Raw genomic sequence first — 13,360 nt, 5'->3', positions numbered from 1 at the left:
TCTCTAATTATAAAGCCTTACTACTTTCTATTAATTCCATTAATTTCTATATAATAGAAATTAATCCGCACAAAATCTGAAAATAACATCACCCGCCCTCTTTTCCTCGCTAACTTAAAATGATTGGTTATTCTTTCTGCGATTTATTTTATTAATTAACTTTCTGCATTCACTATCAAAGGACGATGGATTATGAATTTTCGCGTAACAGCCATTGCGGTTGGCATAACGGTATTATTAAGCGGTTGTCAAAACGGTCTGAATACCAATGCATTACTGGATTCGGGTTCGCAGGCTTATAAAGCTGCCACGCTGACCGATCAGGATGTCAAAAACATGACTGACGGCGCCTGCAAAGAAATGGATGCCAGTTCCAACATTGCATCAGCAAAAAGTAAATATACCAAACGCCTGAATAAGATTGCCAAAAACCTCGGTAATAACATCAACGGTACCCCGGCGAACTATAAAGTTTATCTGACCAGCGACGTCAACGCCTGGGCGATGGCCAACGGCTGTATCCGTGTTTACAGCGGTCTGATGGACATCATGAACGACGATGAAATCGAAGGCGTACTGGGCCACGAAATGGGTCACGTGGCGCTGGGTCATACCAAAAAAGCCATGCAGGTGGCTTACAGCGCAGCCGCAGCACATACCGCAGCCGGCGCGGCCGGTGGCGTCGTCGGCCAGCTTTCCAGCACTCAGCTGGCCGATCTGGGCGAAGATCTGATCAATGCGCAGTTCTCGCAGAAGCAGGAATCTGACGCCGATGATTACTCTTACGATTTACTGAAAAAACGCAAATTGCCTGTCAAAGGTCTGGTGACCGCCTTCGAGAAACTGGCAAAACTGAGCGGTGGTAGTGAGAAGAGTTTGTTCAGCTCACACCCGCCATCGCAGGAACGCGCCGATCATATGAAAGAACGGATGGCGCAAGATAAATAATACCCGCTAAGAAGGAATAAAGCGCAGGGTTTGCGCATAACGCTGCGTTTTTCATTCCCCAAACATTCATCCGTGGTGAACGATTTTACTATTCTCAACGCAATAACCACCGCTTTTATTTTATATAATAAATAAAAACATATTCTCTACACAAATAATTAAGGCACCACAAGGGTGCCTTAAAAAATGACGAGCTGGCTGCACATCAGCCTTTTTTGGACGCCTGCACGTGAAGCATTTCCAGCGCCAGTGTGGCAGCGGCCAGTGCGGTGATTTCTGACTGGTCGTAAGCCGGAGCCACTTCCACGATATCCATACCCACGATATCCAGATCCAAATCTTTCAGGCCGCGAACCAGTTTCAGCGCGCGATCGGACGTCAGGCCACCGATGACCGGTGTACCGGTGCCCGGTGCATGTGCCGGATCCAGACAGTCGATGTCGAAGCTCAGGTAAACCGGCAGATCGCCGACGATTTGCTTCACCTGCGCCAGAATATCATCCACGGTGCGGTCGTTAACCTGCGCAGCATCCAGAACGGTGAAGCCGAGATTTTTATCAAACTCGGTGCGGATACCGATCTGCACGGAGTGATTCGGGTCGATCAGGCCTTCGTTTGGCGCATGGAAGAACATGGTGCCGTGGTCGAATTTGCTGCCGTTAGAATAGGTATCGGTGTGCGCATCGAAATGTACCAGCGCCATTTTACCGAAGTGCTTAGCGTGAGCGCGCAGCAGTGGCAGGGTTACAAAGTGGTCACCGCCGAAAGACAGCATACGCTTGCCGGATGACAGTACTTTATCAGCGTGCTGTTGCAGTTTGTCCGTCAGATCCTGTGCATCACCGAAGTTGAACACCAGATCGCCACAGTCGATGACGTTCAGACGATCGCGCAGATCGAAATCCCACGGCCAGCGCTGACCTTCCCACGCCAGATTCACTGACACCTGACGGATAGCGGCAGGACCGAGACGTGCGCCTGAACGGCCAGAGGTCGCCATGTCGAAAGGAATACCGGTGATGACCCAGTCAGCTTCCGCCGTGTACGGCTGGAAGTTCAGCGGGAAACGCAGAAAACCAAATGCGTTGGAAACCAGGGAGTTATCAGGCTCATTGCCTAAAGTGCTCACTAATTTACTCATAAAAAATGTCCTCTTTTTGCATCGCCGTGCAGCCTGCTGCTGACACAGAATGGTGAAGTATAGATGAAAAAAAATCCCAACCACGTCGTTTGCCCGACCTGAAAGGGATTTCTACAAATTCATATTGTACTGCTGTTGGCGCGAATTTTACCTTAATCCGGCTCAGCTTCAAGCCGGATTATTGTGCGCTTTTACTCGTCTTCTTCCAGATAAGTGTAACCGTACAAACCGGATTCAAACTCTTCGACGAACTGCGCCTGAAGGTCGGCATCCAGATCGGTTTCTTTCACCTGATCGCGGAAACGGGCCAGCAGAACGTTCGGATCCAGCTGCACGTACTCCAGCATGTCAGCGACGGTATCGCCTTCATCTGACTGCTGCACTTCGATTTCACCGTCAGGGAAGACGAACACGTCTACCGCTGCGGTATCACCGAACAGGTTGTGCATGTTGCCGAGAATTTCCTGATACGCGCCGACCATAAAGAAGCCCAGCACTGGCGGATTTTCCGGATCATACGGAGGCATTGGCATCGTGGTTGCCACGCCGTCACCGTCGATGTAGTGATCGATAGTCCCGTCGGAGTCACAGGTGATATCCAGCAGCACGGCACGGCCGACCGGCGGTTTATCCAGACCTTCCAGCGGCAGAACCGGGAACAGCTGATCGATACCCCACGCATCCGGCATTGACTGGAACAGCGAGAAGTTGACGTACAGTTTGTCCGCCATGCGTTCCTGCAATTCGTCGATGATCGGACGGTGCGCGCGGTTGCTCGGATCAAGCTGACCCTGAATCATATTGCAGATATTCAGGTAGATATCTTCCGCCCAGGCGCGCTGAGTGAGATCCAAAATACCGTGTGCGTACTGAGAATGGACGTCATGCAAATCCATCTGGCTGTCATGCAGCCATTCGCGCAGTGAGCGGCGATTTTCCGGATCGTGCATTTCATTCCAGGTATCCCACATGCTGCCGAGCGCACGCGGTGCGTCTTCTTCCGGGGCAATCGGGTCACGGAATTCATTGCGCTCAACGCCGATGATGTTGGATACCAGCACCGTATGGTGCGCGGTAACCGCACGGCCAGACTCGGTGATCACGGTCGGATGCGGCAGGCCGTGCTCATTACAGGCATCACCGATCCCCCAAATCACGTTGTTCGCGTATTCGTTCAGGCCATAGTTGACCGAGCAGTCAGACTGCGAACGGGTGCCTTCATAATCCACACCCAAACCGCCGCCGACGTCAAAGCACTGAATGTTGACGCCCAGCTTGTGTAACTCAACGTAGAAACGCGCGGATTCACGCACGCCGGTTGAGATGTCACGGATATTGGATAACTGGGAACCGAGATGGAAGTGCAGCAGTTGCAGGCTTTCCAGACGGTTGGCTTCGCGCAGCATTTCCACCAGTTGCAGAACCTGTGACGCCGCCAGACCAAATTTAGACTTCTCGCCGCCACTGGACTGCCATTTGCCGGAGCCCTGCGAAGACAGACGCGCACGCACGCCCAGACGCGGTATCACGTTCAGACGTTCAGCTTCTTCCAGCACCAGCTTAATCTCAGTCATCTTCTCGATAACCAGATACACCTTGTGACCGAGCTTCTCGCCGATCAGCGCCAGACGAATGTATTCACGGTCTTTATAGCCGTTACAGACGATAACAGAGCGGGTCATTCCGGCATGCGCCAGTACGGCCATTAACTCCGCTTTTGAACCCGCTTCCAGACCCAGCGGCTCACCAGACTCAACCAGCGACTCAATCACACGGCGATGCTGGTTTACCTTAATCGGATAGACCAGGAAGTAGTCACCCTCGTAGCCGAACGACTCACGCGCACGTTTAAAAGCGGCGTTAATCGAACGCAGACGGTGCTGTAAAATTTGTGGGAAGCAGAATAACGCTGGCAGACGTTGACCGTTCTCCTGGTCACGCATTTTTTTCACCAGTTGCGCCAGATCCACGCGGGCCGACGGGACGTCAGGATCAGGGCAAACACTGATGTGGCCCAGTTCGTTGACGTCATAATAATTGTTACCCCAATAGGCAACGTTGTAAGTGCGCAGCATTTTGCTGGCATCACGATCGTTCACGGCAACCTCCTGCATGGAGCGCAAAGAAACAGAATCGCCCGCATGTGACGGACGATGGGACTGGATGTCATCAGACATAGGTAAATCCTCTTTCTACACTGACAACATGGCCAGCCACTATCGCAGTAACAACAGGTGAGAACAACCCGAACGGCTGGCTTTCAGACAGGATAAAAACCTGTGCGCCACAGCCCCGGAACTGTTTTTCACTCATATGATTGTAAAACACGTTGTTAGACTCCGTGTAACGAGTCAGGAGAAACTAAAGGGATAAATGCCCCAGGAGGTTGCAGGCTACGTCAGTTTTGTGTCGGGAATACGATGATGAGTCGGACCGAGGTTACTGAGTAGCGTCCAGATGTCGGCAGCTGCCCTGTCTATAGTCAGGCTGTTTATAACCACGCAGGGATGACAGAATTTTTTCTGATAGAAGTGCTGCATGGCCGATTTGGGTCTGCAGGAGATGCTGTTGAAATGTAACAAGCGGTAAAAAGTGGGTCATTAACCTAACCACCTCCACACGTGCCACGCATCACCCGCGGGCATTCGAACTGAGAAAACAGTAATTACTGGGATACGCGGGCGTCGAGAAAGTGCCGGGCGCGCGGCGTTTATACCGGCAACCTGCTGTAAATGCAAAATGAAAATGCAGCCTTGATGGTTTCAGTGCGTGAATATCACTGCAAAGGCGCACGAAAACGCCATGTTCATCACAAAAATGACTGGCTTTCGTAACACCTGCTATCCTAAAATAGCCGTCCAGATGTTAATCCGTCCGTAGCAAGCTTGTGGATTAATGCTCAAACTGCTTCAAGGCTTTGCCTTATGGGGACATGCAGGACGCATTGCGACAATGGCGAGCACCGCTCCTCATCTGCCAGTCTCCCCAGTGTTATGCAGTGATATCTAACCCGTCGTATGAAGGTAAAGAACATAATGGCTAAACACCTCTTCACGTCCGAATCAGTTTCAGAAGGACATCCAGATAAAATCGCTGACCAGATTTCCGATGCCGTACTGGACGCGATTTTAGAACAAGACCCGAAAGCACGTGTTGCATGTGAAACTTATGTCAAAACCGGCATGGTCCTCGTTGGCGGTGAAATCACCACTACCGCCTGGGTCGACGTAGAAGAAATCACCCGTCAGACCATCCGTGAAATTGGCTACGTCAATTCCCAGATGGGCTTCGATGCCAATTCTTGTGCCGTACTGAGCGCCATCGGTAAGCAGTCTCCGGACATCAACCAGGGCGTTGACCGTCAGGATCCGCTTGAGCAAGGCGCAGGCGACCAGGGTCTGATGTTTGGTTATGCGACCAACGAAACCGATGTGCTGATGCCAGCACCGATCACTTACGCACACCGTCTGGTGCAGCGTCAGGCTGAAGTTCGCAAAGCGGGCACCCTGTCCTGGTTGCGTCCTGATGCGAAAAGCCAGGTCACTTTCCAGTACGATGAAGGCAAAATTGTCGGTATCGATGCGGTCGTCCTCTCCACCCAGCATTCTGAAGACATCGGCCTGAAAGATTTGCAGGAAGCGGTGATGGAAGAAATCATCAAACCTGTATTGCCAGCAGAATGGCTGAACGCCGGCACCAAATACCACATCAACCCGACTGGCCGCTTCGTTATCGGCGGACCAATGGGTGACTGCGGTCTGACCGGGCGTAAAATCATCGTCGATACCTACGGCGGCATGGCTCGTCACGGCGGCGGCGCGTTCTCTGGTAAAGATCCGTCTAAGGTTGACCGTTCAGCGGCGTATGCTGCACGTTACGTGGCGAAAAATATCGTCGCTGCCGGTCTGGCTGACCGTTGTGAAATTCAGGTGTCTTACGCTATCGGCGTGGCAGAACCGACGTCCATAATGGTGGAAACTTTCGGTACTGGTAAAATTTCTAACGAGCAACTGACTCTGCTGGTACGCGAATTCTTCGACCTGCGTCCATACGGCCTGATCCAGATGATGGATCTGCTGCACCCAATCTACAAAGAAACCGCTGCGTACGGTCACTTTGGTCGTGAACATTTCCCTTGGGAAAAAACCGACCGTGCCGCACAACTGCGTGACGCTGCTGGCCTGTAAGTCACTTTTCAGACAGTTCTGCACATCAACCCTGTCCTTGCGGCAGGGTTTTTTATTGCCTGGAATTTGAGGAAAATTCCTAAAACAGCATAAACACCGACCCAAATGAAAACGGTTACAGGTAATAACTTGTTATTAAATAATGTATTATTTCTATAGGTAAAAGTTTGAAACAGAAATTTGATTGATATAAATCAATTTATGCACTATTACTTTAACGGCTTTACCCCTTCCTGCTTTGCATCTCTTTGAATCCCTTCCAGAACAATGATTCCAATCACAGCCATTAGTGTAAACGATTACAACACTGTGACCGGGTTCACGTTAAGCTGGAGGCAGGGTTAATAACATAACAGCCTAAGCATTATTACAAACACAATACGATTGCACTATTTTGGAGACCGGATGAACAACTCAACGTCGACCAAAGGAAAACGCTCGAATAAAAGCGTCACTTTCTTTGTCTGTTTTCTCGCTGCACTGGCCGGACTTTTGTTCGGTCTGGACATCGGTGTCATCGCTGGCGCACTGCCGTTTATCAGCCATGATTTTCAGATAACTAACCATCAGCAGGAGTGGGTGGTCAGCTCAATGATGTTCGGTGCCGCCGTCGGTGCCGTCGGCAGTGGCTGGCTGAACTTCCGTCTTGGCCGTAAATACAGCCTGATGATCGGTGCGGTTCTGTTCGTGGTCGGTTCGCTGTGTTCTGCCTTCGCGCCAAACACCGAAGTGTTGATCGTCGCCCGCGTTCTGCTGGGTCTGGCGGTGGGTGTGGCTTCTTACACTGCGCCGATTTATCTGTCTGAAATCGCACCGGAGAAAATCCGTGGCAGCATGATTTCCATGTACCAGCTGATGATCACCATCGGTATTCTGGCGGCGTATCTGTCAGATACCGCGTTCAGCTACAGTGGCGCATGGCGCTGGATGCTGGGTGTTATCACCATCCCTGCCCTGCTGCTGTTGATCGGCGTTTTCTTCCTGCCGGACAGCCCGCGCTGGCTCGCCGCTCGGGGTAATGACGACAAAGCCCGCCGCGTGCTGGAAAAACTGCGCGATTCCACCGCGCAGGCGAAAAGCGAACTGGATGAAATCCGTGAAAGCCTGAAAGTGAAACAGAGCGGCTGGGGTTTGTTCATCAACAACAAAAACTTCCGTCGTGCGGTTTACCTCGGAATTTTGTTGCAGGTGATGCAGCAGTTCACCGGTATGAACGTCATCATGTATTACGCACCTAAAATTTTCGGTATCGCCGGTTTCGCCAGTACTTCTCAGCAAATGTGGGGTACGGTGATTGTGGGTCTGGTCAACGTGCTGGCGACATTCATTGCTATCGGTCTGGTTGACCGCTGGGGCCGTAAGCCAACGCTCAAACTGGGCTTCCTGGTGATGGCGGTCGGCATGGGTATTCTCGGTACGATGCTGCACATCGGAGTGGAATCTGACTTTGCTAAATACTTCTCTATCGCCATGTTGCTGATGTTCATCGTAGGTTTTGCGATGAGTGCCGGTCCGCTGATCTGGGTACTGTGTTCCGAAATTCAGCCGCTGAAAGGCCGCGATTTTGGTATCACCGTTTCCACGGCGACCAACTGGATTGCTAACATGATTGTCGGTGCCACCTTCCTGACCATGCTGGAAACTCTCGGTAACGCCAACACCTTCTGGGTGTACGCCGCGCTGAACGTGGTCTTCATCTTCATCACCATTGCGCTGATCCCTGAGACCAAAAACGTCTCTCTTGAACACATTGAACGCAATCTGATGAAAGGCGAAGCACTGCGCGACATCGGTAAGTAAGCGTCACTGTCCTCCCCTGCAAAGGGGAGGAATTCCATATTGCATCTCCCCTCCACCGCATTTATCCTTCGCCTGATGAAAACCTCACGACTCCCCATCGCCCTGCAACAAGCCGTTATGCGCTGCCTGCGGGAAAAACTTCAGATGGCAAATCAGTTTTTTGGCACCGACTATCCGGAGCCTGAAATCACCTATCAGCAACGCGGCACCAGCGCGGGCAGTGCGTATTTGCAACACTGGCAAATCCGGCTGAATCAGGTGCTCTTACAGGAAAATCAGCAACCGTTTATTGATGAAGTGGTCCCGCACGAACTGGCGCATTTGCTGGTATTCCGCCGTTTTGGCCGCGCACCTGCGCCGCACGGTAAAGAGTGGCGCTGGATGATGGAGCACGTCCTCGGCGTTTCTGCCAGCCGTACTCATAAGTTCGAAGTCGCCTCGGTGCAGAGTAAAACGTATCCGTATCTGTGCGCCTGTCGCGACCACCAGCTGACCGTACGTCGTCACAATAAAGTGATGCGTAAAGAGTCGGAATACCGCTGTCGTCATTGCGGCGAATTGTTACGGTTTAATGCTAAAGGCACGACTAACTGCTGATTTTTCAATCACTAAATAGCAGCAATGTCCCATTGTCACACCGCACCGCATCCGTTACCCTTCCGACCTTTTCACATCAGGTCATTTAGAAACATGTTTCGTAAAACGCTTTCAGCCTTTCTGTTTATCCTGGCACTGGCACCGCTCAGCGCATTCAGCCAGTCCGGCAAGAGCATCAACAATTTCAGCCAGGCCAAAGCCGCGGCCGTCAAAATCAATCAGGGCGCGCCCTCTTTCTATTGCGGATGTGACATCAGCTGGCAGGGCAAAAAAGGGACGCCGGATCTGAAATCCTGCGGTTACGCGGTACGTAAAAGCGAACAGCGCGCCAGCCGGATTGAATGGGAACACGTGGTGCCTGCGTGGCAGTTCGGCCACCAGATGCAGTGCTGGCAGGACGGCGGGCGCAAAAACTGTGCGAAAAATGCCGATTACCGTCAGGTAGAAACCGATCTGCATAATCTTCAGCCGGCAATTGGTGAAGTGAACGGTGACCGCAACAACTTCATGTACAGCCAGTGGAACGGCGGTGAAGGCCAGTATGGACGCTGCGAGATGAAAGTCGACTTTAAAGCCAAATCCGCCGAGCCGCCAGTCCGCGCACGCGGCGCTATCGCCCGCACCTATTTCTACATGCGTGACCAGTACAAACTGAATCTTTCCCGCCAGCAAACACAGCTGTTTACCGCCTGGGATCGTCAGTATCCGGTCACCGCGTGGGAATGCGAACGCGATAACCGCATCGCTAACGTGCAGGGGAATCATAATCCTTACGTTCAGCAGGCTTGCGCTCAGAGAAAAAGCTAACTTAGTATTAAACACGCCATCAGAGCACATTAGCTCGCGACAATGCGGGCTAATCACGCCAAAATAACCCGCTTAAACATTTTAAGGACAGCAGCCACACATGCGCATACCCCGCATTTATCATCCCGAAACACTGATCGCCCACAGCGAAATTGCACTGTGCGAAGATGCCGCTAACCACGTCGGACGCGTTCTGCGTATGCAGCCCGGTCAGGCTGTCCAGCTATTTGATGGCAGCAATCAGGTCTTCGAGGCCAGCATTACGCAGGTGGATAAGAAAAGTGTGCGCGTCAGCCTCGGCGAAGGCGTGTTGTCTGACAACGAGTCTCCGCTAAATCTGCATCTCGGCCAGGTGATTTCTCGCGGCGACAAGATGGAATTCACCATTCAGAAATCCATCGAGCTGGGTGCAAACACCATTACTCCGCTGTTCTCCGAGCGCTGCGGCGTCAAACTGGACGGCGAGCGTCTGGAGAAAAAATTGCAGCAGTGGCAGAAAATCGCCATTGCCGCCTGCGAACAGTGTGGCCGCAACCGTATTCCGGAAATTCGTCCGGCGATGCAGCTGGAAGCCTGGTGTGCCGAGCAGGATGACAGCCTGAAGCTGAACCTGCATCCGCGTGCCAGCCACAGCATCAATACCCTGCCGCTGCCGGTGAAGCATGTCCGTCTGCTGATCGGCCCGGAAGGCGGTTTGTCCGCCGATGAAATTGCAATGACTTCCGGTTACGGATTTACTGATATCCTGCTGGGACCCCGTGTTCTGCGTACAGAAACCACAGCACTCACCGCGATAACGGCCTTACAGGTCCGTTTCGGCGATCTGGGATAAGAGGAAACGACATGATCAAGCTTGGCATCGTGATGGACCCGATTTCATCCATCAACATCAAAAAAGACACCAGTTTCGCTATGTTGCTGGAAGCGCAGAGTCGTGGTTACGAACTGCACTACATGGAAATGAATTCCCTGTATCTGCGCGGCGGAGTAGGCCGTGCGACGACCAAAAAACTCAGCGTAAAACAAGATTACGACGGCTGGTATGAATTCGGCACCGAGCAGGATATCGCCCTGCAGGATCTCGACGTGATCCTGATGCGTAAAGATCCGCCGTTCGATACCGAATTCATTTATGCCACCTATATTCTCGAACGTGCCGAAGAAAACGGCACGCTTATCGTGAACAAACCGCAGAGCCTGCGCGACTGTAACGAAAAGCTGTTCACCGCATGGTTCCCGGAACTGACGCCGGATACGCTGGTGACTCGCAATTCCGAGCAGCTGAAAGCCTTCCATAAAGAGCACACCGATGTGATCCTCAAGCCGCTGGACGGCATGGGTGGCGCGTCGATCTTCCGTCTGAAACCGGAAGACGCTAACGTCTCGGTGGTTATCGAAACCCTGACCGAGCACGGCACGCGTTTCTGCATGGCGCAAAACTATCTGCCTGCTATCAAAGACGGTGACAAACGCGTCTTAGTCGTCGATGGTGAACCGGTGCCTTACTGTCTGGCTCGCATCCCTGCACAGGGCGAAACCCGCGGTAATCTGGCCGCCGGTGGCCGTGGCGAAGCGCGTCCGTTAAGCGAAAGTGACTGGCAGATCGCGCGCACCGTCGCGCCAATTCTCAAGCAGAAAGGCCTGATCTTTGTCGGTCTGGATATCATCGGTGACCGCCTGACCGAAATTAACGTCACCAGCCCGACCTGTGCACGTGAAATCGAAGCGGCCTTCCCGATTTCCGTCACCGGCATGCTGATGGACGCTATCGAAAAGCGCCTCGCCGCGCGCTAAACAAAACCGCTGCACAATGGCGCAGTTGACTGCGCCATCATTACTTTCTGAGGTTAAACATCCTGCATACCATGAATCTACAACATCACTTTCTCATTGCGATGCCCGGGCTGGATGAACCCCAGTTCAAACGTTCTGTTGTCTATATCTGCGAACATAATGAAGATGGCGCAATGGGTCTGGTAATTAATAAGCTGGTCGACGATTTCACCATTGAAAATGTCCTCGATAAGCTGGATATCAGCCCTGAGCCGCGCGACCCGAATATCCGACTCGATCGCCCTGTTTTCTCCGGCGGTCCGCTGGCCGACGACCGCGGTTTTATCCTGCATACCCCGCGCGAAGGTTTTGGCTCCAGCATTCTTATTTCTGACAGCACCATGATCACCACCTCTAAAGACGTGCTGGAAACTCTTGGGACGCCCGACCAGCCGAAAGATGTGCTGGTGGCCCTCGGTTACGCCGCCTGGGAACAGGGTCAGCTGGAAAAAGAATTGCTGGATAACGCGTGGCTGACGATTGAGGCCAGCAGCGACATTCTCTTTCGCACACCGATTGCTGACCGCTGGCGCGAAGCCGCGAAAATGATCGGCATTGATGTTAGCCAGCTCGCCACCCACGCGGGGCACGCATAATGGCGAACCGCACGGTGTTTGCCTTCGACTTCGGCACCAAAAGCATCGGTCTGGCCATCGGTCAGGAAGTCACCGGTACAGCACGCCCGCTGACTTCGTTTAAAGCGCAGGACGGCACGCCGGACTGGCAGAAGATCGAGAAGCTGCTCAAAGAGTGGCTGCCGGACGTCGTGGTGGTGGGTCTGCCGCTGAACATGGACGGCACCGAACAGCCGCTGACTGCCCGCGCCCGCAAATTCGCTAATCGTCTGCATGGCCGTTTTGGCGTTCAGGTGGAGCTGCACGATGAACGTCTGAGTACTGTCGAAGCCCGCGCCGACTTGTTCGACCGTGGCGGTTTCCGCGCGCTCGATAAAGGCAGTGTCGATGCCGCCTCTGCGGTAATCATTCTGGAAAGCTGGTTCGAGAAACAGTGGAGTCAGCCAGCTCCCTGACCCGTAATCCGGCGCTTTGCCGCTGCTGCCGGCTTTGGGCAAACGTCTGCATTCCGGCCTGCGCGCCGGTTTGCAGAATGTCCGTCAGCTGATGTGTTTTGCCTTCGCGAATGAGATTGCACACCGCTGGCGTCGATGTCAGTACTTCGAACAGCGCCACCCTGCCCGCCTTTTTGCCTTCTCCCGCTTCCGTCACCGCCAGCTTTTGCGCCACCACTGCGCGTAAACTCCCCGCCAGCTGTGCCCGTACGAAAGCCTTTTCTTCTGCCGGGAAGACGTCGACCAGCCGGTCGATGGCCTGCGTCGCATTGCGCGTATGCAGCGTCGCAAGCACCAGATGCCCGGTTTCCGCCGCCGTCAGCGCCAGCCGGATACTTTCAGTATCGCGCAGCTCGCCGAGCAGCAACACATCCGGGTCTTCGCGCAGTGCGCCGCGTACCGCTTCACCAAACGATCGCGTATGCAAACCCAGTTCGCGTTGCTGGATAAGACATCGCTCGCTGACGTGAATCAGCTCTATCGGATCCTCCAGCGTAATAATATGCCGCGCAGAATGGCGGTTGAGGTGGTCAATCAGCGCAGCCAGCGTGGTAGATTTCCCGCTGCCGGTTGCTCCGGTGACCAGAATCAATCCATCCTCCTGCATGATGATGTGCTGCAAAATATCCGGTGCCAGCAAACTTGCCAATTCGGGGCAGCGGGCGGGGATCGGTCGCAGCGCCGCAGACAGTCCGTGCCATTGCCGGAAGACATTGAGGCGCATCCGCACGCCTTCGCCGAGCGTCAGGGCTTTATCCACCTGTCCGGCCTGCTGCAAGACCGCCTGTTGCGCGTCATCCAGCCACTGGCCGCAGAGCGCCTGCATCAGGGGCGCGTCGATCACCGGCAGATCCTCGCAGCGGCATAATTCGCCATCAATACGCAACATCGGCGGATAGCCGGTACAAAGGTGCAGATCGGAGGCATTTTGCTTTACACTACGCACCACTAATCCATCAATATCCATGTTGAAATCCT

General features: G+C 53.2%; 12 protein-coding genes. 9 read left to right on the top strand and 3 right to left on the bottom strand.

Annotated features, from left to right (window positions below; genetic code table 11):
• Positions 1–192 precede the first annotated feature (192 nt).
• A complete protein-coding gene (gene loiP / locus TU92_RS01320) occupies positions 193–948 on the top strand; it encodes a metalloprotease LoiP (RefSeq protein ID WP_112164176.1) in 756 nt (251 codons plus the stop codon).
• Between the two features lie 205 nt (positions 949–1,153).
• Here loiP and speB read toward each other — a convergent pair whose 3' ends face one another.
• Together speB and speA are read right to left on the bottom strand one after the other, a co-directional pair.
• The gene (gene speB / locus TU92_RS01315; RefSeq protein WP_112164330.1) at positions 1,154–2,077 is read right to left on the bottom strand and encodes an agmatinase; all 924 of its coding nucleotides are present in this window, start codon (positions 2,075–2,077) and stop codon (positions 1,154–1,156) included.
• Positions 2,078–2,280: 203 nt separating this feature from the next.
• Positions 2,281–4,266 (bottom strand): biosynthetic arginine decarboxylase, encoded by a 1,986-nt coding sequence (gene speA, locus TU92_RS01310; RefSeq protein WP_112164175.1) that lies wholly within the window; start codon positions 4,264–4,266, stop codon positions 2,281–2,283.
• 858 nt (positions 4,267–5,124) lie between these two features.
• Between speA and metK the strand changes: the two genes are divergently transcribed.
• The 8 genes from metK to ruvX all read left to right on the top strand — a co-directional run bounded on the left by metK (position 5,125) and on the right by ruvX (position 12,343).
• A complete protein-coding gene (gene metK, locus TU92_RS01305; RefSeq protein WP_112164174.1) occupies positions 5,125–6,276 on the top strand; it encodes a methionine adenosyltransferase in 1,152 nt (383 codons plus the stop codon).
• A gap of 405 nt (positions 6,277–6,681) precedes the next feature.
• Positions 6,682–8,076 carry a sugar porter family MFS transporter gene (locus TU92_RS01300; protein ID WP_112164173.1) on the top strand — a complete coding sequence of 465 codons (1,395 nt, stop codon included), beginning with the start codon at positions 6,682–6,684 and terminating at the stop codon, positions 8,074–8,076.
• 75 nt (positions 8,077–8,151) lie between these two features.
• The gene (locus TU92_RS01295) at positions 8,152–8,673 is read left to right on the top strand and encodes a SprT family zinc-dependent metalloprotease (RefSeq protein WP_112164329.1); all 522 of its coding nucleotides are present in this window, start codon (positions 8,152–8,154) and stop codon (positions 8,671–8,673) included.
• A 93-nt stretch (positions 8,674–8,766) separates the two neighbouring features.
• Complete coding sequence (gene endA, locus TU92_RS01290) at positions 8,767–9,480, top strand: deoxyribonuclease I (RefSeq protein WP_112164172.1); 714 nt, start codon at positions 8,767–8,769, stop codon at positions 9,478–9,480.
• Between the two features lie 100 nt (positions 9,481–9,580).
• Positions 9,581–10,312, top strand: a complete 732-nt coding sequence (gene rsmE, locus TU92_RS01285) for a 16S rRNA (uracil(1498)-N(3))-methyltransferase (RefSeq protein WP_112164171.1) — start codon at positions 9,581–9,583, stop codon at positions 10,310–10,312.
• Between the two features lie 11 nt (positions 10,313–10,323).
• Positions 10,324–11,274, top strand: coding sequence for a glutathione synthase (gshB, locus tag TU92_RS01280; RefSeq protein ID WP_112164170.1), 951 nt, complete (start codon positions 10,324–10,326; stop codon positions 11,272–11,274).
• A gap of 71 nt (positions 11,275–11,345) precedes the next feature.
• Entirely contained in the window at positions 11,346–11,909 is a 564-nt protein-coding gene (locus TU92_RS01275) for a YqgE/AlgH family protein (RefSeq protein ID WP_112164169.1), read from the top strand.
• The gene (ruvX, locus tag TU92_RS01270) at positions 11,909–12,343 is read left to right on the top strand and encodes a Holliday junction resolvase RuvX (RefSeq protein WP_112164168.1); all 435 of its coding nucleotides are present in this window, start codon (positions 11,909–11,911) and stop codon (positions 12,341–12,343) included. The genes TU92_RS01275 and ruvX overlap by 1 nt, the downstream gene beginning before the upstream one ends.
• On the opposite strand, the gene TU92_RS01265 is transcribed toward ruvX, so the two are convergent.
• Positions 12,294–13,349 (bottom strand): type IV pilus twitching motility protein PilT, encoded by a 1,056-nt coding sequence (locus TU92_RS01265; protein WP_112164167.1) that lies wholly within the window; start codon positions 13,347–13,349, stop codon positions 12,294–12,296. The genes ruvX and TU92_RS01265 overlap by 50 nt on opposite strands.
• Positions 13,350–13,360: the final 11 nt, after the last annotated feature.

Source organism: Rahnella inusitata (genome assembly GCF_003263515.1).
Lineage (GTDB): Bacteria > Pseudomonadota > Gammaproteobacteria > Enterobacterales > Enterobacteriaceae > Rahnella > Rahnella inusitata.
Note: the sequence above shows the minus strand (reverse complement) of the source record. Positions and strands in the feature narration are given on the sequence as shown.